Source organism: Pseudomonas sp. MF6747 (assembly GCF_963890955.1).
GTDB lineage: Bacteria > Pseudomonadota > Gammaproteobacteria > Pseudomonadales > Pseudomonadaceae > Aquipseudomonas.
Genome location: NZ_CAWPSZ010000023.1, coordinates 61,838 through 81,704, shown reverse-complemented (window position 1 = coordinate 81,704; position 19,867 = coordinate 61,838). Strand labels below are relative to the sequence as shown.

Sequence of the window (19,867 nt, the reverse complement as noted above, 5' to 3'; positions counted from 1 at the left end):
GACTGATTCACCGCCTTCGCGAGCAAGCCCGCTCCCACTTCAAGCCCGGTTCCAACCCTACACCGAGAGTGACCCATGACAACTCTGCACGCTGAAGCTGTAGGCAAACGCACTTGGCCGCAATACCTCGGCTGGGGCCTGTTCCTGGTCCTGCTGGCCTGGGCCTGGCACGGCGCGGAGATGAACCCGCTGGCGCTGTACCGCGACTCTGGAAACATGGCGACCTTCGCCGCCGACTTCTTTCCGCCCGACTTCCACGAATGGCGCTCCTACCTCAAAGAGATGATCGTCACCGTGCAAATCGCCCTCTGGGGCACGGTGCTGGCGATTGTGTGCTCGGTGCCGCTGGGCATCCTGTGCGCTGACAACATCACCCCCTGGTGGGTGCACCAACCGCTGCGCCGGGTGATGGATGCGTTCCGCTCCATCAATGAAATGGTGTTCGCCATGCTGTTCGTGGTCGCCGTCGGCCTCGGTCCTTTCGCGGGCGTTCTGGCCCTGTGGATCAGCACCACCGGCGTGCTCGCCAAGCTGTTTGCCGAAGCCGTCGAAGCCATCGACCCAGGCCCGGTCGAAGGCGTGCGAGCCACCGGCGCGAGCGCCTTGCAGGAAGTGATTTACGGCGTGATCCCGCAAGTGATGCCGCTGTGGGTGAGCTACGCGCTGTATCGCTTCGAAGCCAATGTGCGTTCGGCCACGGTGGTCGGCATGGTCGGCGCCGGCGGCATCGGCGTGATCCTCTGGGAAAACATCCGCGCCTTCCAGTTCGTCCAGACCTGCGCGGTGCTGCTGGTGATCATCGTTGTCGTGAGCTGTATCGACGTGCTGTCCCAACGCCTGCGCAAGCAGTTCATCTGACGCCAGAGGGGTGCCCGCGCGGCGCTTTTTTTAAGCATGCAGTTGTCTAGACAAGATGAGCCGGTGTACCGCGAACTCGCGGACATCCTGCGCCGTGAACTGAGCAGCTACCAGGCCGGCGACTTCCTGCCCGGCGAGGTGCACATGGCCGAGCGTTTTGGCGTCAACCGCCATACTTTGCGCCGTGCCATCGACGAACTGGTGTTCGAAGGCAGCCTGTTGCGCCGCCAGGGCAAGGGCACTCAGGTGCTGGACCGCCCGCTGATTTACCCGATGGGCGCCGAGACGTCCTACAGCCAATCGCTGTCGGCCCAGGGCATGGGCGTGCAGGCGGTGCTGCTCAAGCGCCGCTACTGCTACGCCAGCCGAGACGAAGCGCTGCAGTTGGGCATCGCCGAAATGGCGCCGATGATCGAACTGCAAACCCTGCGCAAGCTCGACCACCAGCCCGTCAGCCTGATCCGCCATCGCTACTGCGCCAGCCGCGCGCCGCTGCTGGCCGATTACACCGGCGGCTCGTTGCGCCAGTACTTGCGCGAGCGAGACCTGCCACTGACCCGCACGCAAAGCCTGATCGGCGCGCGTTTGCCCAACCGTGACGAAGCCGCGCTGCTGATGATGCCCCGGCACTTGCCGGCCCTCACCGTATTCACCCTTTCCCGCGATCGCGACGGCCGCCCGGTGGAGCTGGCGCAGTCCACCAGCCGTTCGGATCGCTTCCAGTACCAAGTGGTGACCTGATGGAGACCCCGATGAACCTGTCCCCGCGTCAGCATTGGATGGGTGTGCTTGCCCGCGCCCAACTCAATGAATTGCAACCTCACGAAGCGGCTTTGAAGGACGCCGAGTACCAGCTGATTCGCGCCCCTGAAATCGGCATGACGTTAGTGCGTGGCCGCATGGGCGGGGATGGCGCCGCCTTCAACGTCGGTGAAATGAGCGTGACCCGTTGCGTGGTGCGCCTGGCTGACGGCCGCACCGGCTACAGCTATTTGGCCGGGCGCGACAAAGCCCGCGCCGAGTTGGCCGCCCTGGCCGACGCGCACCTGCAAGGCACGCAACCGAGCCTGTGGCTCAGCGATTTGATCACCGCGCTGGCCGCTGCCCAAGCCAAACGCCGCGCGCAAAAAGAAGCCGACACTGCCGCCACCAAGGTCGAGTTCTTCACCTTGGTGCGAGGAGAAAACTGATGAATGCGCACCTGTTGCAACCGGCGTTTGTCGACCCGGTACTCGATGCCCAGCGCGGTTTTCGCGCGGCGCTCAAAGCCCTGGCCGAACCGGGCCTGATCCAGCACTTGCCTTCAGCGCCGCGCCTGGATGGCCTGGCACCCGCCACCTACGCGCTGTGCCTGGCGCTGCTGGATGGGGACACGCCAGTGTGGCTGGCGCCAAGCTTCGACACGCCGCTGATCCGCGCCAACCTGGCCTTTCACTGCGGCTGCCCACTGACGGATAAGCGCGAAGAAGCGGCCTTTGCGTTGCTCGGCGAACAAGACCTGCTCGACCTCAGCGGCTTCGACCACGGTAACGACCGTTACCCCGACCAGTCCTGCACCTTGCTGGTTCAGCTTACCGATCTGGAGTCCGGTCGCGGCCTGCACTGGCATGGCCCCGGCATCAAGACGCAACGCCGGGTGAACCTGCCGGTGCCGCAGGATTTCTGGCTGGAACGCCAACGCCGCGAAGCCTTCCCGCGTGGCCTGGACGTGGTGTTCAGCGCAGGTCATCACCTGATTGGCCTGCCACGCAGCAGCCGCATTGCACAGGAGCACGCCTGATGTACGTAGCCGTCAAAGGTGGCGAGCAAGCCATCGACAATGCCCACCGCCTGCTGGCGAAAAAACGCCGGGGCGATACCGCCATTCCCGAACTCAGCGTTGCACAAATCCGCGAACAACTGCCGTTGGCCGTGGCGCGGGTGATGACCGAAGGCTCGCTGTTCGACGAAGAACTTGCCGCGCTGGCGATCAAGCAAGCGGCGGGCGACCTGGTGGAAGCAATCTTCTTGCTGCGCGCCTACCGCACCACGCTGCCGCGCTTCAGCCCGAGCCTGCCGATTGATACGGCGCACATGGTATTGAGTCGACGCCTGTCGGCCACCTTCAAAGACGTGCCCGGCGGCCAGCTGCTCGGCCCGACCTTCGATTACACCCACCGGCTGCTGGATTTTTCGCTGCTGGCCGAAGGTGCATACCCAGGCCCGCAAACCACGGTGGATGCGCGCATCGAAGCCTGCCCGCGGGTGCTCGGTTTGCTCGCCAAGGAAGGCCTGATCCAAAACGAAGCTGACGACAACGCCAGCGTCGCCGACATCACCCGCGACCCGCTGGAATACCCGGCCAGCCGCGCCGAGCGCCTGCAAGCCCTGGCCCGTGGCGACGAGGGGTTTCTGTTGGCGCTGGGTTACTCGACCCAACGCGGCTATGGCCGCAATCACCCGTTTGCCGGCGAGATTCGCATCGGCGACGTAGAGGTGTGGATCGACCCCGAAGAACTGGGCTTCCCGGTGTGCCTGGGCAGCATCGAAGTGACCGAGTGCGAGATGGTCAACCAGTTCGTTGGTTCGGCCACGCAGCTGGCGCAGTTCACGCGTGGCTATGGCCTGGCGTTCGGGCATGCCGAGCGCAAGGCGATGGGCATGGCGCTGGTGGACCGCTCGCTGCGCGCCGAGGAATACAACGAAGAGGTGGTGTCGCCGGCTCAGCGCGAAGAGTTCGTGCTGGCCCATTGCGACAACGTCGAGGCCGCGGGCTTTGTTTCGCACCTCAAATTGCCTCACTACGTGGACTTCCAGTCCGAGCTGGAATTGATCCGCAAACTGCGCAAACCGGCCGAGGGCACGCGCCATGAATGACCTGACTCAAACACCTGCGCGTGACCCGGCGTACAACTTTGCCTACCTCGACGAGCAGACCAAACGCATGATCCGCCGCGCCTTGCTCAAGGCCGTGGCCATCCCCGGTTACCAAGTGCCGTTCGGGGGCCGCGAGATGCCGTTGCCGTACGGCTGGGGCACCGGCGGCATGCAATTGACCGCCGCGATCCTCGGCGCCGATGACGTGCTCAAGGTCATCGACCAGGGCGCCGACGACACCACCAACGCCGTGTCGATCCGGCGCTTCTTTGCGCGCACGGCCGGTGTCGCCACCACCGAAGCCACGCCGGAGGCGAGCGTGATCCAGACCCGCCACCGCATCCCGGAAACGCCGCTGCAGGCCGACCAGATCATGGTCTACCAAGTGCCCATCCCGGAGCCGCTGCGCTTTATCGAACCGTCGGAAACCGAGACGCGCACCATGCACGCGCTCAACGATTACGGGGTGATGCACGTAAAACTCTACGAAGACATCGCCACTTTCGGCCACATCGCCACCAGCTACGCCTATCCGGTAATGGTCGATGAGCGCTACGTGATGGACCCATCACCGATCCCCAAATTCGACAACCCCAAGCTCGACATGAGCCCGGCACTGATGCTGTTTGGCGCCGGGCGTGAAAAGCGCCTCTACGCAGTGCCGCCGTACACCCAAGTCACCAGCCTCGACTTTGAAGACCACCCGTTCGAGGTGCAGAAGTGGGCACACAACTGCGCGATCTGCGGCAGCCATGAGTCGTTTCTCGATGAGCTGATTCTCGACGACGCGGGTACCCAGAGTTTCGTGTGTTCTGACACGTGGTATTGCGCCCAACGGGTGAAGGAGAACAGCCAGTGAGCCAGCCGTTATTGCACGTGCGTGACCTGTCCCTGCTGTACGGCCCGGAGAAGGGTTGCCAGGGTGTCAGCTTCGACCTGTACCCCGGCGAAGTACTGGGGATTGTCGGCGAATCCGGCTCGGGTAAATCCACCTTGCTGTCGCTGTTGAGCGGGCGTCTGCCACCGCAAGACGGGACGATCGGCTACCGCAGCAAGGACGGCGAATGGCTCGATCTTTACAGCGCCAGTGAAGCCGAGCGCCGCACCTTGCTGCGCACTGAGTGGGGCTTTGTCGAGCAGAACCCCCGTGACGGCCTGCGCATGGGTGTGTCGGCCGGCGCCAATATTGGCGAGCGCCTGATGGCCCAGGGCGTGCGCAACTATGCGCAACTGCGCGGCGCCGGTCTGGATTGGCTGGGCCAGGTGGAAATCGACCCGCAGCGCATCGATGACCTGCCGCGCACCTTCTCGGGCGGCATGCAGCAGCGCCTGCAAATCGCCCGCAACCTCGTCTCCAGCCCACGCCTGGTGTTCATGGACGAACCCACCGGCGGTCTGGACGTGTCGGTGCAAGCGCGTTTGCTCGACCTGCTGCGCGGCCTGGTACGTGAGCTGGATTTGGCGGTGGTGATTGTCACTCATGACCTGGCCGTGGCCCGTCTGTTGGCCGACCGCCTGATGGTGATGCGCCGTTCGCGCGTGGTGGAAACGGGGCTCACCGACCAGATCCTCGACGATCCACAGCACCCTTACTCTCAACTGCTGGTGTCTTCGGTATTGCAGCCATGATGAATGCCTTGATCGAGGTTCGCGACCTCTCGAAAACCTTCACCTTGCACCAGCAGAACGGCGTGGTGCTCAACGTGCTGCGCGGCGTGGAATTCAGTGTGCAGGGCGGCGAATGCCTGGTGCTGCACGGCCAGTCCGGCGCGGGTAAAAGCACCTTGCTGCGCACGCTGTACGGCAACTATCTACCGGCAGGTGGCAGCATTCGCGTAAGGCATGCCGGTGAGTGGCTGGAGCTGGTCGGCGCCGAGCCGCGTGACATTTTGCAGGTGCGCCAGCAAACCCTGGGTTACGTCAGTCAATTCTTGCGGGTGATCCCACGCGTGGCCTGCCTGGACGTGGTGATGGAGCCCGCGCTCGCCCGTGGTTGGTCGAAGGCCAATGCGCAGTCACGCGCCGAGCACTTGCTGACACGCCTGAATATTCCCCAACGCCTGTGGCAACTGGCGCCCGGCACCTTCTCCGGTGGCGAGCAACAGCGCGTGAATATCGCCCGTGGCTTCATGGTCGAGTGGCCAGTGATGCTGCTGGACGAACCCACCGCGTCTCTTGACGACAACAATCGCCAGGTGGTGCTGGAACTGATGAACGAAGCCAAGGCTGGCGGCGCCGCACTGATCGGCATCTTCCACGACCGCGCCGCCCGTGAAGCGGTTGCCGACCGCCATTTCGACATGACCCCCACGCCCGTTGCCGCAGAGGAATACGCCCATGCCCGCTGAACAGATCCTCAGTAATGCCCAGGTCGTTACGGCTGAGCGTGTGTTCCTCGGTTCGGTGGTGCTGCGCGACGGCCAGATCGTCGACATTGCCGAAGGCCGCAGCCAGTTGCCCCAGGCCCAGGACCTGGGCGGTGATTGCCTGCTGCCGGGGCTGGTGGAGTTGCACACCGACAACCTGGAAAAACACATGACCCCGCGCCCCGGCGTGGACTGGCCGTCGACCTCGGCGGTGCTCAGCCATGACGCGCAGATCATCGCGGCGGGCATCACCACGGTGTTCGACGCGGTGTCCATCGGCGATGTGAACCCCAAGGGCAACCGCATGAAGAAACTGCCGGCGATGCTCGACGCCATCGCCTCGGCCGAGGGCGCCGGGCTGACCCGCGCCGAGCACCACTTGCACCTGCGCTGCGAGCTGTGCCACCCGGACACCCTGAGCGTGTTCCGCGACCTGGTGGAAAACCCGCTGGTGCGTCTGGTGTCGGTGATGGACCATTCGCCGGGTCAGCGCCAGTTCGTTCTCGAAGCCAAGTACCGTGAGTACTACATGGGCAAGTACCACCTCAACGACGAAACCATGGACGCGTTTATCGTGTTGCAAATGGCCAACTCCCGCGAGTACAGCGACCGCTATCGCGCGGCCATCGTCGAACATTGCCTGGGGCGTGGGTTGTCGGTAGCCAGCCACGATGACGCCACGTTGGCGCATGTTGAAGAGTCGGCGCGCTACGGCATGACCATTGCCGAATTCCCCACTACGCTTGAAGCAGCCCAGGGCTGCCAGGCGCTGAACATGAAAGTGTTGATGGGTGCGCCGAACGTGGTGCGCGGCGGGTCACACTCGGGTAATGTGGCCGCCGCCGGCCTGGCTGCGCAGGGATTGCTGGATATACTTTCCAGCGACTACTACCCGGCCAGCCTGTTGCAGGCCGCGTTCGTGCTGGCCGATGAGCAGGACGGCGGCGACCTGGCGCGCGCGGTCAAGATGATCAGCCTGGCACCGGCGCACGCGGCGGGCCTGACCGATCGCGGTGAAATTGCGGTGGGCCTGCGTGCTGATCTGGTCCAGGCCAAGCGCCGCGAAGGGCTGCCCGTGGTGCAACAAGTGTGGCGACAAGCGAAGAGGGTGTTTTGATGGCAGGCAGGTTGATCTATCTCATCGGGCCATCGGGTTCGGGCAAGGACAGCCTGCTGGATGCCGCCCGCCCGCGCTTGACCGAGCGCGGCTGCCGCATTGTGCGGCGGGTGATCACCCGTTCGGCCGAAGCGGTGGGCGAGGCGGCCCAGGGTGTGAGCCCGGAGCAGTTCGCCGCGATGCAGGCCGAGGACGCGTTTGCCCTCAGCTGGCACGCCAATGGGTTGTCGTACGGCATCCCGCGTGTGATCGACGACTGGCTGGCGGCGGGGGAAGACGTGCTGGTCAATGGGTCCCGCGCGCACCTGGCACAAACCCGCGAACGCTATCCCTCGGTGCTGGTGCTGTTGCTGACGGTCGATCAAACCGTGTTGCGCCAGCGCTTGATCGCGCGGGGGCGTGAGTCGTTGGCCGATATCGAGGAGCGCCTGGCACGCAATGCACGGTTCACCGCAGACCTGATCGCCGGCAATGGTGCAGGGCTGTTGGTGCTGGATAACTCCGGCCCGCTGGTGCATACCGTCGAGCGCTTGCTGTGCTGCCTGGATCACGGGCACTCGGCATGCGCCTGACCTTGCTTGGCACCGGTGACGCGCGGCAAGTTCCGGTGTACGGCTGCGAATGCGCTGCCTGCGCCCTGGCGCACAGCGATGAAGGGTTACGCCGCCGACCGTGCAGCGCGTTGATCGAATGTGGCGACCAGCGCTGGTTGATCGACAGCGGTTTGCCGGACCTGACCGAACGCTTCCCGCCGCGCAGTTTCAACGGGATTTTCCAGACCCACTACCACGCTGACCATGCGCAAGGTTTGCTGCATTTGCGCTGGGGCCAGGGGCTGGTGATTCCGGTGCACGGGCCGGCGGACCCGCAAGGGTTGTCCGACCTTTACAAGCACCCGGGGATTCTGGATTTCAGCCAGCCGTTTAGCGCATTCGAAACCCGCGAATTTGGCGAGTTGCGCGTGACGGCGCTGCCATTGCAGCACTCCAAACCCACCTTCGGTTATCTGCTGGAAGGCGAAGGTCGGCGCATCGCCTACCTCACCGACACGGTCGGCCTGCCGCCTGCCACCCTGGCCTGGCTGCAACGCGCGCCACTGGAGGTGTTGGTGCTCGATTGCTCCATGCCGCCGCAGCCCCAGGCACCGCGCAATCACAATGACGTGACGCTGGCATTGCGCAGCATTGAGCAAACAGGTGCGCAATTGGGCGTACTGACGCACGTGGGGCATACGCTGGACGCGTGGTTGCTGGAACATCGGCGCGAGTTGCCCAGGCATGTGACAGTGGCGTGGGATGGCCGGGTTCTTTGAACACAGCATGACGTCTGTGGGAGCGGGCTTGCTCGCGAATGCGGTGTGTCAGTTGAGGGATTCTTCACTGATCCCGCGCTTTCGCGAGCAAGCCCGCTCCCACACTGTGATCTTTATTGTCTGCAGATTTCCATTCCAAATCGGCTTGCCAGCGCCTTGCGTCCCTTGGCCGTCAACCCCAACGCGCGACTGTCCAGGTCTTGGGTCACCCATCCACGGCGGATAACACTTTGCAGCAATGCCGCGCCCAAAGCACCGGCCAGGTGCGGGCGGCGCATGCTCCAGTCCAGGCACGAACAGGCGAAACGTCGGCGCTGCGTGCGCAGTGCGGGCACATCGATGCCCAGCTCGGTCATGGCTTGTTCGCCAGGCGCGCTGAGCTGGTAAGTGCCGTCGCCCATCAACCAGCCGCTAGCGATGAAATGGTCGTGCAGGTGCACGGCCAGGGTACCGGCCATGTGGTCGTAGCAGGTGCGCGCAAACTGCAAACGCGTGGGCGTGGTCGAGACGAAACCCCTGCTGGTGTTACGGCTGATCTGCATCAGGCCCTCGATGGCCTGCGCCACGTGCGGCCCAGCCAGGCTGTAATAGCGATGACGTCCCTGGGTGTGCAGCGTAAGCAGGCCATCGTTCTTGAGCCTGGCCAAATGGGCACTGGCGGTCGAGGCGCTGACCTGGGCAATTGCCGCCATCTCGGTGCTGGTTCGTGCGTGGCCATCCATCAGCGCACAGAGCATTTTCGTTCGCGCGGGCTCCGCAATCGCACCCGCCACGTGTGAAAGCGCCGTGTCCTCGTTCTGAGCGTGCATATTTCGTTCCTGAGCGAATCGTTGCCATGTGAGAGGGCAGATAGTAACGCTTCTTTTGCAAACAGGACGTGCCCGATGACACCGCTGCAAGCCGCGACCCATGCCGACCCTTACGCCTATTACGCGGCCCTCAGGCGCAACGATGAGCTGTCGTTCGATGCTGAACTGGGACTGTGGATCGCCAGTAGCGCCAGGACTGTCGAGGCCGTGCTGACGCACCCTGACTGCCTGGTACGCCCGTCACACGAGCCGGTGCCTGCGGCGATCGCGAACGGTGCGGCGGGTCAGGTGTTCGCCAGGTTGATGCGCATGAACGAGGGCGCGGCCCACCAGTGCCCCAGGGCGGTGGTCGAACCTGCACTGGCCAGGTTGGACGCGGTGCATATCGCCAGGGTGGTGAGGCAAGTCAGCAGGCGCCTGCACAGCCTCGATGAGTGGATGTTTACATTGCCGGTCGCTGTGGTGGGTTCGCTGCTGGGTGTGCCTGGCGAGCGGTTGCACAGAGTCGCCGCGTTGACCCGGGATTTTGTCGCGTGTCTTTCGCCGCTGAGCAGCCAGGCTCATTTGCGCGCCGCCGATGCTGGCGCTGTACACCTGGGGCAGCTGTTCGGTGCGGTGCTCGAGCAGACCGGGTTGCTCGAGCAGCTTCTCCACGGCGAGTGGGGTGACCCGAATGCACTGACGCCTAACCTGATCGGCTTGCTCTCCCAGACGTGTGAAGCGAGTGCCGGCCTGATTGGCAATACGCTGGTCACACTCACCCGGCGGCCTGACCTGCTGGCGCACATCCAGCGCATGCCGGCTTTGGTGCCAGCGCTGGTGGAGGAGGTGGCCCGCTATGACTCGCCGGTGCAGAACACGCGGCGATTTGCGGCCGGGCCCTGCTCGATTGGCAATCGCTTTCTAGAGAAGGGCGATACCGTTCTCGTGTTGCTGGCCGCTGCGAACCGGGACCCCGATGCAAACCCTGACCCGGACAGCATTCTGCTTGAGCGACCCGGCCGGCGCTTGTTCAGCTTTGGCGTTGGCAAACACCACTGCCCTGGGCAAGCGCTCGCGTTGAACATCGCATCGCAAGCGCTGCGCGAATTATTGCGCCAGCCGAGCGTCTGGGCCGATGCTCGCCAATGCGGTTACTGGCCGTCGCTGAATGGGCGCATCCCGCGGTTTGAATGTGCAGGCCTATATCCGTAACGCGAGCCGCTTCCAGGCGATCAAGTGTGTAGGGCTTTGTTTCCATGCCGAGTTTGACGCGTGAGGGTTTTCTAAACTTTATATGTTTTACAGTGTTTTAAAGTCCCTGTTTTCGGGCGAGGGTTTGAGTGTGTAGTGCGCGTATATGATTATTCTTGTGTGTGGATGTGAAGTGTATGTATCCAGTTGTTATATGTTTGGGCGTGAAACATAGTCAGGGCTGGTGCGCGGTTTTTTGATGTGGGAGGTTAGTTTGGCGGTTAAGTGGGTTGCCGCGTCCTGGGCCCTGTTTCGGGTCGGCTTAATGTTTTCAAAGGATGTTATATGCGCGTTGCCACTTCATTTGTTGCCCATCATCTACATCAGCCTAAATTGCCTGAATCCAGTGCACCGGCTTTCACACACCCTGCCCACGTCTCCATGGCGCCAGCCCAGAAGCCCGCTTTTGGCACGCAGGAGGCCGCCAACCAGATCCTGCGGGGAGGCTATCGCCATTACGATCGCGATGGCGACGGTAAAATCGAATTGTCTTTTACCCTTGACGAAAAGTTCTCTGCCCAACAAAAAGTGTCCATTCGCCAGGCACTTCAAATGTGGCAAGACGTGACCACGATTATATTCAAAGAAAATTCAACCTGCGCCGACGGTTCAATAACCATTGCAGCCGATCCTCGTACCAGTGGTGGCGTGTCACAGTTACCCAATCAGTATTACGGTGACATGAAAACCACCATTGGAACGCAGGGCGCTCGCGAAGTCCCCGCTCACGGCGATTACTTTTTATTTACCGCAGTTCATGAGTTGGGGCACGCCCTGGGCCTTGGTCACCCTGGCGAATATGGCAAGCGAGTGCACACCTATGCACAGACCGCATACGAGCAAGACACCAAGGCCTGCAGCGTAATGAGTTATTGGGATGAAACCAATCAACCGGGCCATGACTTCCAACGGCGCCATCCGTGCGTGCCGATGAAAGATGACATTGGCGCGATACAAAAACTCTACGGTGCCAATTTCAATACGCGACCTACCGACACGACCTACGGGTTCAACTCCAACACGGGCCGTGATCACTTGAGCCTTGAGTCCGCGAACGATGCGCCGATCTTTTGCATTTGGGATGGGGGCGGCAATGACACGCTGGACGTTTCCGGGTTTTCCCAGGATCAGGTCATCAACCTGCACGCTGAGTCGTTTTCCAGTGTGGGCAGCTTGAAGGGCAATGTATCCATCGCCAAAGGCGTTACGCTGGAAAACGCTGTCGGCGGTTCGGGCAACGACCAAATCAACGGCAACGAGGTGGGCAACAGGCTCCGCGGTGGCGCGGGCGCGGACAGGTTGCGCGGCGGTGGCGGCGCGGATGTTTTTGTGTACGACAGGGCAAGCGATTCTACGCTTGGCCAGCCAGACGAGATTCTTGATTTCAGCAGTGGCACCGACAGAATCGATCTTTCCGGCCTGTTGAAAAATACCTCCTTCAGGCATTTTTACGTGGTTGAGCAGTTCACGGGACGAGCCGGCGAGATCGTCCTCAGCCATGACCAGAGCAGTGGCGCTGGCAGTTTGAGCCTTGACCTTACCGGCCAGGGCAAAGCCGATTTGTTTCTCAACAGTGTGGGGAGGATTCGCGCCAGTGACATTGTCACGGGCACCGGGTCCGGGCTTGGGCTGACGGGCATCAAACGCCAACGCAGCTCCACGCCGGGGCTTCCATCGGGCCTCAAGGCGCACGATACCGTCTATGGCTTCAACGCCAACAGCGGTGACCGCTCAAGCAGCCTGCATGCCGGCAGCGGCGCGCCGCGTTTCCTGGTACAGGACGCGGGTGGCAATGACACCCTGGATTTTTCCGGTTTCGAGCATCACCAAACCATCGATTTGCGCCATAACTCCGCCTCCAGTGTGGGCGGTCTGCGCAACAACGTCGCCATCGCCAAAGGCGTTGTCGTGGAGAATGCGATTGGCGGCTCCGGCCAGGACACGCTCATTGGCAACGCGGTGGACAACGTCCTCACTGGCGGTGCTGGCGGCGATGTGCTCTGGGGTGTGGGCGGTAGAAACACGTTCAAATATGACCAGGCCAGTGACTCGACCGGTCACGATGCCGATGTGCTCATGGATTTCGCCAGTGGCGAGGACACTGTCGATCTGAGGGCACTGGCCAAACAGTACGCAACCCCCTTGCGCCTGGTGCAAGACTATACGGGGCACGTTGGCGACACCGTGATCAACTACCACCCACAGAGCGGCCGCTACGTTGTGGGCATCGACCTGCTGGGCCACCGCCGGTCTGACTTCCTGATCAAGAGCGCGCGTTTGATCAAGCCCCAGGATGTGCTTGGCCTGACTGCGCATCGGCGCTGATCAGGGTTTGCACATACTCCACAAACGCGCGTGCCTTGGCACTCGCCATCCTGCCAGTGGGGAACACTGCCCATAAATCAATCGGCGGCAGTTGCCAATCGGTCAGCACGGGCTTGACCTCACCACTCGCCAGTTCCGGGGCAAACATCCAGGTCGATGCCATGGTCAGGCCCAAATGGTTCAGCACCGCGGCGCGCACGCCCTCTGCGGCGGTGACGCGGATGCGGCCGCGGGCGACGACCGGGTAGTGACTGTCGCCCTGGCTGAACGTCCAGTTTGAGCCGCCGCCCAGGCTGTAGATGATTGCCTGGTGTTGCAGCAAATCCGCCGGGGTGGCCGGCTCGCCACAGCGTTCGAAGTAGGCCGGGGTGGCGAGGATTTGCCGCGGGGATTGGCCGATCTTGCGGGCGGTAAGGCCCGAGTCGCTCAAGTTGCCCATGCGCAGGGCAACGTCGATGCCTTCTTCCACCAGGTTGAGGCTGTGGTCGTTGAGCACCACTTCGACGTTCACGGCGGGGTATTGCGCCAGGAACGCGCCCAGGTGAGGAATGATGTGCAACCGGGCGAAGGTGGTTGCGGCGCTGATGCGCAAGTTGCCCGACAGCCCGGCGCCTGCACCGCGCGCGGCGTCGTCGGCCTCGTTGGCTTCGTCGATGGCGCGCCTGGCTTTTTCGAAAAACACCAGGCCTGCCTCGGTCGGTGTCAGGCCGCGCGTGGAGCGCAACACCAACCGCACCGCCAGGCGCGCTTCCAATTGCGCGATGCTTTTGGAGACAGCAGGCTGGCCTATCCCCAAGCGTTTGGCGGCAGCTGAGAACGAGCCGGTTTCGACCACGTTCACGAAGGTTTCCATGGCGGTGAGGCGGTCCATCGGGTGTCCTTGGGTTATTGGGTGAGGGCGTCGAGCATCGCCGACGGTTCTGGGCGTTGAGTGTAATCCGGGTTGACCTCGGCGTAACGAATCACGCTGTCCTGGCCGATCACGTAGCGCGCTGGCATCGGCAGGGTCCAGGCCGGGTCGTCATTGATCAGCGGCAAGTTGTTGCCCAGGGCCTTGTAGAGTTCGATCAGGTAGTCCGGCAGTTGAAAGCGCAGGCCGAATGCATCGGCAACGTCGTTGTGGGTATCGCTGAGGATCGGGAAACCCAGCTCGGTGATGCGTTCGGATTTACGGCTGTTGGCGGCAGTCTGCGGCGACAGGGCCAGCAGGCTCGCGCCGTGGTCTTTCAACGTCGGCAAAAAGGTTTGCAGCGCTTGCAGCTCCATATTGCAATACGGGCACCACACGCCGCGGTAGAACGTCAGCACCAAGGGGCCGTTGGCCAACAGATCGGCTGAAGACACCCACGTACCGTTGGCATCCTTGAGACTGAACAACGGCGCCTTGTCACCCACCTTCAACGCACGCTGTGCGGCGCCGGACGCAATCAGCTCGGCTGTGGCGCGTTCCATGATCGGATGGATATGCGCCGGCGCGTTGTAGGGAGGCTTGCCGGCTTTGAAGTCAGCACGGAAGGCATCAAGTGTGGCTTGAAGTGTCATTGCGATATTCCCTCAGGAGATAAGCCGAGTTGGCGGGAGGGATAATGGGCGCGGCGGGGCGGGCGAAGAAGCAGGGTGAGGCGCATAGCAATTATGCCCTGCGGGAATAAACACCGCTTATTTCTACCCTTTAGACATACAGCCGCCACTCCCGTTAAAGCAATCTGCGCTTGAGCAAATAACTCCAGGGTTACGTTTATCAAGCCGGGCCAAGAAGGACGTGCCCCTGGGCACCGTCAAAAGCATCAGGAAACGCGCCGGGCTGTTTCAGTGTTGAGCAGAGCATTCATGCAACCAACGAATCGACCGCTATGTGCGCGAGCACAAGGTTAAAAGCCGCTCGTCATTTCTGGCGGATGCGGCCCTGGAGAAGTTGGTGCGCGCCTGGTTGCGGTCAGGCTGTGGCAACGGCCACCGTGCGCGAAGCACTCAGGAACCGCAACAACGCCACCAGTGGGAACGCACTGCCCACCAGCATCACGCCCAGCCAGCCGCCGTGTTCATACACACTGCTGGCAATCGCCGAGCCGAAGGCGCCGCCGATGAAGATGCTGGTCATGTACAGCGCGTTCAAGCGGCTGCGGCTGTTGGCGTCGAGGGCGTAGATGGCGCGTTGGCCGAGGACCATGTTCATCTGCACGCAGAAGTCCAGCACCACACCGGTGACGGCCAGGCCGATCACGCTGTACAGCGGATGCACGAAGGCGGGCAAAAAGCTCAAGGCGGCAAACAGCATCGCCAGCAGCGAAGCGCGGTGCGTGTGGCCGGCGTCGGCCAGGCGGCCAGCGATAGGCGCGGCGATGGCGCCCAAGGCACCGACCAGGGCGAACAGCGCGATCTCGCTTTGGCTCAAGCCGTGGTTGCGCGACAGTTCCAGCGGGGCGGCAGTCCAGAACAGGCTGAACGTGGCGAACATGCAACCCTGGTAGAACGCGCGCTGGCGCAGGACCGGTTGCTGGCGCAGCAGCGTGCCAAGGGAGCGCAGCAGCTGGCCGTAGCTGGCGCTGTGGTCGGGCTGGCGCTTGGGGATGGTCATCAGCAGGACCACGCTGATGAAGGCCATCAATGCCGCGGCGGCCATGAACATCGCGCGCCAGCCGAAGTGGTCGGCCACCACGCTGGACACCGGCCGTGCCAGCAGAATGCCGAGCAACAGGCCGCCCATGATGCTGCCAACCACGCGGCCCCGGGATTCGGCGGGCGCCAGGTGCGCCGCCAGCGGGATCAGGATTTGCACCGAGACAGAACTGAAGCCGATCAGCAACGACACAAGCAGGAACAAATTCGGCTGCTCGGTAAAGGCAGCACCCAGTAGGCTGGCGATGGCCAACACGGTGGTGGCGATCATCAGCTTGCGGTTTTCCAGCAAGTCACCCAGCGGCACCAGAAAAAACAGGCCCAAGGCGTAGCCGATTTGTGTCAGGGACACGATCAGGCTGGCCATCGCCGGCGTCAGGCCAATGTCGGGTGCAATCAGTTCGATGATCGGTTGGGCGTAGTAGATGTTGGCAACAATGGCGCCGCAACAGAACGCAAACAGCATCACCATGCCTCGGGTCATGGTGCTTGAAGCGTGTGGGGTAGCGTTCATGGTGTTCTCGTTAAAGCGAAGGAAGAGGGCGTGCGAGAGTAAAGACAATCGCATGGCCGGAGTAGGGCGCTGTGGGTGATAACACTCATGCCGCAAATTAATGACTGAATCGTTAACTTTTGAGTCGAACGGCAATGATACATTCAGTCACAACTGCCGAAACAGGAAATCCACTTTCATGAAAATTTCGCTGAACAAGATGATCCTGGCTTCAACCCTGGCCGCCGCCATGGCCATTGGCTTGGCCAATGCCGCCGAGGCTCCGCGGGTCGGTGTGCGCGGCGCCATTACGGCGATCGATGGCGACGCAATGCACGTCAAGGTCAACAGCGGCGCAGACGTCACCGTGCACCTGACCAAAGACACCCAGGTCCGCGCCGTCACCCTGGCCAAGATTGATGAAATCAAACCCGGCAGCTACATCGGGTCGGCCGCCATGCCGAATGCCGATGGCACCCTGACTGCTCTGGAAGTTCACGTGTTTCCACCGGCCATGGCCGGCACGGGCGATGGGCACCGTGCGTTTGACTTGAAAGAAGGCAGCAGCATGACCAACGGCACCGTCGGCGATCTGGTGGTCAGCAACGGGCGCACCTTGACCGTGAAGTACAAAGGCGGCGAGCAGAAGATTGTGGTGCCGGATGATGTGCCGATCGTCAACCTGGAGCCAGGGGATCGCAGTTTGTTGAAGCCCGGTGTGAAGGTGGTGATGTTTGCATCGCAGGCGGCGGATGGGACGGTTACCGCTCAGGCGATTTCGGCTGGTAAGGACGGCGTGACACCGCCGATGTAACGGCCAAAACACAGAGCCAAATGTGGAAGCGGGCTTGCTCGCGAAAGCGCAGTGTCAGTCATCGAATCAATCGATTGAACCACCGCCTTCGCGAGCAAGCCCGCTCCCACATTGTTTACCGCATTTATTCAGTTACTGACCGCTGTAGATCTGATCAAAAATCCCACCATCATTGAAGTGGGTTTTCTGCACGGTGCGCCAGTCACCAAAGGTCTTCTCCACCGACAGGAAGTCGACTTTCGGGAAGCGGTCGGTGTACTTGGCCAACACCTTCGGGTCGCGGGGACGCAGATAGTTGTTGGCTGCGATTTCCTGACCTTCAGGCGACCACAGGTACTTCAAGTAATCTTCGGCCGCCACGCGGGTGCCTTTTTTCTCAACCACTTTGTCGACCACCGACACCGGTGGCTCCGCTTCGGCGGAAACGCTTGGGTAGATCACTTCGAACTGATCACGGCCGAACTCACGCGCGATCATTTCTGCCTCGTTTTCAAAGGTCACCAGCACGTCGCCGATCTGGTTGGTCATGAACGTGGTGGTGGCTGCACGGCCGCCGGTGTCCAGCACTGGCGCGTGTTTGAACAATTCGCCAACGAACTTCTTCGCCTTGTCTTCATCGCCGCCGTTCTTGAGCACATAACCCCAGGCCGACAGGTAGGTGTAGCGGCCATTACCCGAGGTTTTCGGGTTGGGCACGATCACTTGCACGCCATCCTTGAGCAGGTCCGGCCAGTCTTTGAGGGCCTTGGGGTTGCCCTTGCGCACGATAAACACCGTGGCGGAGGTAAACGGCGCGCTGTTGTTCGGCAGGCGGGTGACCCAGTTGTCCGGCACCAGCTTGCCGTTGTCCGCCAGGGCATTGATGTCGGTGGCCATGTTCATGGTGATCACGTCAGCCGGCAGGCCGTCGATCACCGAGCGCGCCTGTTTACTGGAGCCGCCGAAGGACATCTGCAAGGTCAGCTTGTCGTTCGGGTGCTCGGCTTCCCAGTGCTTCTGGAAGGCGGCGTTATAGTCTTTGTAGAAGTCGCGCATCACGTCATAGGAGACGTTGAGCAGTGTGACGGGGGCAGCCTGTACGGCGCCCGCCAGGGCTAGGCCGGCGGCCAGTAAAGAGGCGCTAACGAGTTTTTTCACTGCTCATTCCTTGTTGTTCGAGAAGGTTGTCGATTGAGTGGGGGGCATTTTGCCACCGACTATAGCCGCGCCCGTATAGACGTTTAAAGATTAAAACGAACTTTGCTTATTCCACTTTGCGAAACAGATTGCTGCCACAGCGCGAGCAAAACGCTGCGTTGGGCTCGTGGTTGTCTTTCTTGCACACCGGGCAATCGTGCTGCAGCTGTTCGCCGCGCATCGCACTGGCCAATTCAGCGGTAAAAATCCCCGTGGGCACGGCGATGATCGAATAACCGGTGATCATCACCAGCGACGAGATGACCTGGCCCAGCGGAGTCTTCGGCACGATGTCGCCAAAGCCCACGGTGGTCAGCGTCACGATCGCCCAGTAGATGCCTTTGGGAATACTGGTAAACCCGTGTTCCGGGCCTTCGATCACGTACATCAGCGTGCCGAATACGGTCACCAGGGTGCACACGCTCAGCAGAAACACCACGATCTTCTGCTTGCTGCCACGCAGCGCCGCCATCAGATAGTTGGCTTGCTTGAGGTACGGGCTGAGCTTGAGCACGCGGAAAATCCGCAGCATCCGGATAATGCGGATGATCAGCAGGTACTGCGCGTCGCTGTAATACAGCGCGAGGATGCCGGGCACGATGGCGAGTAAATCCACCAGCCCATAAAAACTGAACGCATAGCGCAACGGCTTGGGCGAGCAATACAGCCGCAGGCCGTATTCGATGGCGAAGATGACGGTAAAGCCCCACTCGATATAGGCCAGCACGTCGGCGTAGTTATCGTGGACGGTCTGGATACTGTCGAGGATCACGATCACAAGGCTGGCGAGGATGATCAGCAACAGGGTGCTGTCGAAGCGCCGGCCGGCCACGGTGTCGCTTTGGAACACCATTACATAGAGGCGCTGACGCCAGTCGTTGTTGCTGTCCATAAAACCCGCCCAAATCGAATATCGGGCAAGCCTAGGGGGATTCGAACGGGCTGTCCACGCGGGCTTTGAACATCCGCTGGCTGGCGCGTACCAGCCAGCAGGCCAGGACAAACGGGGCCGTCAATGCGGGCAGGTGCAGGGCGGTGAAACCGGGCGTGAGGATGACCGCCAGAAGGATGCCGAGCAGCGGCTGCCAGGGTCGGCGGCATGACTGGCTTAACGCCAGCGCGGCCAGCGCCGGGTTATAGCTGTGTAGACCGAGGAGGGCGCTGGCCGGTTCGTCCAGCCACAGGGCGATCAACACGCCGGTAGCGGCGCCCGTGAGTGCCCATAGCGCGGCGCGGCGGTTGGCCAGCAACAGGCCAAGCGCAATCAGCGCGCCAGCCAACGGCCGGTCCAGCAGCATGATTTGCGCAAGCCCGGTGAAGGGTGCGGTGAGCACGTCCAGGGTGTCGGGTGCGGTGAGCGTGAATGTGCTGTCAGGCACTGTGCCCACCAGCAACCAGCCGAGGCCCACAAAGGGCGCGGTGTAGGCGGGCAAGTCATGCGGCGCAGTGGCGTGTTTCAACCATTGCCGCGTGAGCATCGCACTCAGGCCGCCGCACGCCAGGATCAGCGGCGGCAATAAGGCCGACCAGGCGAAGTGCTGGCTGATCAGCAAGCCCAGCAGCACGCCGTTGTAGCTGTAAAGGCCAGCTTGGCGTTCGGCCTTGGGATAACCCCGGCGCTGGGCCGTGAGCAAACCGGCGACGCCACCCAATAATGCGCCGCCGAATAAGGCCGGGGCGCCGATCAGGATGGCCAGCAGGCACAGCAAGCCACACAGTGGCTGGCGTTGCAGGAAGATCTGGCTGAAACCGTTGAGCAGGGCTTCGGCCCAGTCGGGGCAGGTTGGGTTGTGCATGGTGGTTAGTCAGTGAGACGGAGTCGTCCCCAATCGCAGGCAAGCCAGCTCCCACATTTGAATGCATTACAGATCAAAATGTGGGAGCGGGCT

The 19,867-nt window shown here is 62.1% G+C and carries 21 protein-coding genes and 1 pseudogene; 15 read left to right on the top strand and 7 right to left on the bottom strand.

The genetic code is table 11. The annotated features are described in order from the left end of the window. The first annotated feature begins 75 nt into the window (after window positions 1–75). Genes phnE through phnP form a run of 11 tightly spaced genes read left to right on the top strand, consistent with a single transcriptional unit; the run spans window position 76 to window position 8,509 of the window. On the top strand, window positions 76–858 hold the full coding sequence (gene phnE, locus AACW30_RS19235; protein WP_017136208.1) for a phosphonate ABC transporter, permease protein PhnE: 783 nt from the start codon (window positions 76–78) through the stop codon (window positions 856–858). Between the two features lie 36 nt (window positions 859–894). Continuing rightward, the gene (phnF, locus tag AACW30_RS19230; protein WP_164487918.1) at window positions 895–1,599 is read left to right on the top strand and encodes a phosphonate metabolism transcriptional regulator PhnF; all 705 of its coding nucleotides are present in this window, start codon (window positions 895–897) and stop codon (window positions 1,597–1,599) included. A gap of 11 nt (window positions 1,600–1,610) precedes the next feature. Beyond that, a complete protein-coding gene (gene phnG / locus AACW30_RS19225) occupies window positions 1,611–2,048 on the top strand; it encodes a phosphonate C-P lyase system protein PhnG (protein ID WP_119739517.1) in 438 nt (145 codons plus the stop codon). Beyond that, entirely contained in the window at window positions 2,048–2,638 is a 591-nt protein-coding gene (phnH, locus tag AACW30_RS19220; RefSeq protein ID WP_119739519.1) for a phosphonate C-P lyase system protein PhnH, read from the top strand. The genes phnG and phnH overlap by 1 nt, the downstream gene beginning before the upstream one ends. Then, window positions 2,638–3,714, top strand: a complete 1,077-nt coding sequence (locus tag AACW30_RS19215; protein ID WP_200623053.1) for a carbon-phosphorus lyase complex subunit PhnI — start codon at window positions 2,638–2,640, stop codon at window positions 3,712–3,714. The genes phnH and AACW30_RS19215 overlap by 1 nt, the downstream gene beginning before the upstream one ends. Further along, a complete protein-coding gene (locus tag AACW30_RS19210) occupies window positions 3,707–4,573 on the top strand; it encodes an alpha-D-ribose 1-methylphosphonate 5-phosphate C-P-lyase PhnJ (protein WP_200623051.1) in 867 nt (288 codons plus the stop codon). Before AACW30_RS19215 ends, AACW30_RS19210 begins: the two co-directional genes overlap by 8 nt. Then, window positions 4,534–5,343 (top strand): phosphonate C-P lyase system protein PhnK, encoded by an 810-nt coding sequence (phnK, locus tag AACW30_RS19205; RefSeq protein ID WP_200623049.1) that lies wholly within the window; start codon window positions 4,534–4,536, stop codon window positions 5,341–5,343. The genes AACW30_RS19210 and phnK overlap by 40 nt, the downstream gene beginning before the upstream one ends. Continuing rightward, a complete protein-coding gene (gene phnL / locus AACW30_RS19200) occupies window positions 5,343–6,062 on the top strand; it encodes a phosphonate C-P lyase system protein PhnL (protein ID WP_200623326.1) in 720 nt (239 codons plus the stop codon). Before phnK ends, phnL begins: the two co-directional genes overlap by 1 nt. Then, window positions 6,052–7,197, top strand: a complete 1,146-nt coding sequence (locus tag AACW30_RS19195; RefSeq protein WP_200623047.1) for an alpha-D-ribose 1-methylphosphonate 5-triphosphate diphosphatase — start codon at window positions 6,052–6,054, stop codon at window positions 7,195–7,197. The genes phnL and AACW30_RS19195 overlap by 11 nt, the downstream gene beginning before the upstream one ends. After that, window positions 7,197–7,769 (top strand): phosphonate metabolism protein/1,5-bisphosphokinase (PRPP-forming) PhnN, encoded by a 573-nt coding sequence (gene phnN, locus AACW30_RS19190; RefSeq protein WP_200623045.1) that lies wholly within the window; start codon window positions 7,197–7,199, stop codon window positions 7,767–7,769. The genes AACW30_RS19195 and phnN overlap by 1 nt, the downstream gene beginning before the upstream one ends. Beyond that, window positions 7,760–8,509 carry a phosphonate metabolism protein PhnP gene (phnP, locus tag AACW30_RS19185; RefSeq protein WP_200623043.1) on the top strand — a complete coding sequence of 250 codons (750 nt, stop codon included), beginning with the start codon at window positions 7,760–7,762 and terminating at the stop codon, window positions 8,507–8,509. Before phnN ends, phnP begins: the two co-directional genes overlap by 10 nt. 113 nt (window positions 8,510–8,622) lie before the next feature. Here phnP and AACW30_RS19180 read toward each other — a convergent pair whose 3' ends face one another. Further along, complete coding sequence (locus tag AACW30_RS19180; protein WP_200623042.1) at window positions 8,623–9,318, bottom strand: ArsR/SmtB family transcription factor; 696 nt, start codon at window positions 9,316–9,318, stop codon at window positions 8,623–8,625. 75 nt (window positions 9,319–9,393) lie between these two features. Here AACW30_RS19180 and AACW30_RS19175 point away from each other — a divergent pair, with 75 nt between their 5' ends. Beyond that, window positions 9,394–10,512 carry a cytochrome P450 gene (locus AACW30_RS19175; protein WP_200623041.1) on the top strand — a complete coding sequence of 373 codons (1,119 nt, stop codon included), beginning with the start codon at window positions 9,394–9,396 and terminating at the stop codon, window positions 10,510–10,512. Between the two features lie 324 nt (window positions 10,513–10,836). Continuing rightward, complete coding sequence (locus AACW30_RS19170) at window positions 10,837–12,876, top strand: M10 family metallopeptidase C-terminal domain-containing protein (RefSeq protein WP_200623039.1); 2,040 nt, start codon at window positions 10,837–10,839, stop codon at window positions 12,874–12,876. On the opposite strand, the gene AACW30_RS19165 is transcribed toward AACW30_RS19170, so the two are convergent. Together AACW30_RS19165 and AACW30_RS19160 are read right to left on the bottom strand one after the other, a co-directional pair. After that, window positions 12,833–13,747, bottom strand: a complete 915-nt coding sequence (locus AACW30_RS19165; RefSeq protein WP_200623037.1) for a LysR family transcriptional regulator — start codon at window positions 13,745–13,747, stop codon at window positions 12,833–12,835. The two genes, AACW30_RS19170 and AACW30_RS19165, sit on opposite strands and share 44 nt — an antisense overlap. Before the next feature lie 14 nt (window positions 13,748–13,761). Beyond that, window positions 13,762–14,418, bottom strand: coding sequence for a peroxiredoxin-like family protein (locus tag AACW30_RS19160; RefSeq protein WP_106576769.1), 657 nt, complete (start codon window positions 14,416–14,418; stop codon window positions 13,762–13,764). A 295-nt stretch (window positions 14,419–14,713) separates the two neighbouring features. On the opposite strand from AACW30_RS19160, the pseudogene AACW30_RS19155 reads away from it, so the two are divergent. Further along, window positions 14,714–14,800, top strand: a pseudogene (locus AACW30_RS19155) (type II toxin-antitoxin system HicB family antitoxin); the annotation flags it as partial. Window positions 14,801–14,812: 12 nt separating this feature from the next. Here the strand turns inward: AACW30_RS19155 and AACW30_RS19150 are convergent. Then, window positions 14,813–16,009 carry an MFS transporter gene (locus AACW30_RS19150; RefSeq protein WP_106576768.1) on the bottom strand — a complete coding sequence of 399 codons (1,197 nt, stop codon included), beginning with the start codon at window positions 16,007–16,009 and terminating at the stop codon, window positions 14,813–14,815. A gap of 178 nt (window positions 16,010–16,187) precedes the next feature. Here AACW30_RS19150 and AACW30_RS19145 point away from each other — a divergent pair, with 178 nt between their 5' ends. Further along, on the top strand, window positions 16,188–16,802 hold the full coding sequence (locus tag AACW30_RS19145) for a DUF5666 domain-containing protein (protein ID WP_106576767.1): 615 nt from the start codon (window positions 16,188–16,190) through the stop codon (window positions 16,800–16,802). Window positions 16,803–16,934: 132 nt separating this feature from the next. Here the strand turns inward: AACW30_RS19145 and AACW30_RS19140 are convergent, their stop codons facing one another. The 3 genes from AACW30_RS19140 to AACW30_RS19130 all read right to left on the bottom strand — a co-directional run bounded on the left by AACW30_RS19140 (window position 16,935) and on the right by AACW30_RS19130 (window position 19,774). Continuing rightward, the gene (locus AACW30_RS19140; RefSeq protein WP_106576766.1) at window positions 16,935–17,939 is read right to left on the bottom strand and encodes a sulfate ABC transporter substrate-binding protein; all 1,005 of its coding nucleotides are present in this window, start codon (window positions 17,937–17,939) and stop codon (window positions 16,935–16,937) included. A 106-nt stretch (window positions 17,940–18,045) separates the two neighbouring features. Next, entirely contained in the window at window positions 18,046–18,870 is an 825-nt protein-coding gene (locus AACW30_RS19135) for an ion transporter (protein WP_124416849.1), read from the bottom strand. Between the two features lie 31 nt (window positions 18,871–18,901). Further along, window positions 18,902–19,774, bottom strand: coding sequence for an urea transporter (locus AACW30_RS19130; RefSeq protein ID WP_200623035.1), 873 nt, complete (start codon window positions 19,772–19,774; stop codon window positions 18,902–18,904). Between the last annotated feature and the right edge of the window lie 93 nt (window positions 19,775–19,867).

Coding starts and splice junctions, on each gene's coding strand:
- AACW30_RS19215 (WP_200623053.1), top strand. CDS start 2,638: ATGTACGTAGCCGTCAAAGGTGGCGAGCAAGCCATCGACAATGCCCAC.
- AACW30_RS19195 (WP_200623047.1), top strand. CDS start 6,052: ATGCCCGCTGAACAGATCCTCAGTAATGCCCAGGTCGTTACGGCTGAG.
- phnH (WP_119739519.1), top strand. CDS start 2,048: ATGAATGCGCACCTGTTGCAACCGGCGTTTGTCGACCCGGTACTCGAT.
- AACW30_RS19145 (WP_106576767.1), top strand. CDS start 16,188: ATGAAAATTTCGCTGAACAAGATGATCCTGGCTTCAACCCTGGCCGCC.
- AACW30_RS19170 (WP_200623039.1), top strand. CDS start 10,837: ATGCGCGTTGCCACTTCATTTGTTGCCCATCATCTACATCAGCCTAAA.
- AACW30_RS19210 (WP_200623051.1), top strand. CDS start 3,707: ATGAATGACCTGACTCAAACACCTGCGCGTGACCCGGCGTACAACTTT.
- AACW30_RS19130 (WP_200623035.1), bottom strand. CDS start 19,774: ATGCACAACCCAACCTGCCCCGACTGGGCCGAAGCCCTGCTCAACGGT.
- phnF (WP_164487918.1), top strand. CDS start 895: ATGCAGTTGTCTAGACAAGATGAGCCGGTGTACCGCGAACTCGCGGAC.
- phnG (WP_119739517.1), top strand. CDS start 1,611: ATGAACCTGTCCCCGCGTCAGCATTGGATGGGTGTGCTTGCCCGCGCC.
- AACW30_RS19180 (WP_200623042.1), bottom strand. CDS start 9,318: ATGCACGCTCAGAACGAGGACACGGCGCTTTCACACGTGGCGGGTGCG.
- phnE (WP_017136208.1), top strand. CDS start 76: ATGACAACTCTGCACGCTGAAGCTGTAGGCAAACGCACTTGGCCGCAA.
- AACW30_RS19135 (WP_124416849.1), bottom strand. CDS start 18,870: ATGGACAGCAACAACGACTGGCGTCAGCGCCTCTATGTAATGGTGTTC.
- AACW30_RS19165 (WP_200623037.1), bottom strand. CDS start 13,747: ATGGACCGCCTCACCGCCATGGAAACCTTCGTGAACGTGGTCGAAACC.
- AACW30_RS19175 (WP_200623041.1), top strand. CDS start 9,394: ATGACACCGCTGCAAGCCGCGACCCATGCCGACCCTTACGCCTATTAC.
- AACW30_RS19160 (WP_106576769.1), bottom strand. CDS start 14,418: ATGACACTTCAAGCCACACTTGATGCCTTCCGTGCTGACTTCAAAGCC.
- phnN (WP_200623045.1), top strand. CDS start 7,197: ATGGCAGGCAGGTTGATCTATCTCATCGGGCCATCGGGTTCGGGCAAG.
- AACW30_RS19150 (WP_106576768.1), bottom strand. CDS start 16,009: ATGAACGCTACCCCACACGCTTCAAGCACCATGACCCGAGGCATGGTG.
- phnL (WP_200623326.1), top strand. CDS start 5,343: ATGAATGCCTTGATCGAGGTTCGCGACCTCTCGAAAACCTTCACCTTG.
- phnP (WP_200623043.1), top strand. CDS start 7,760: ATGCGCCTGACCTTGCTTGGCACCGGTGACGCGCGGCAAGTTCCGGTG.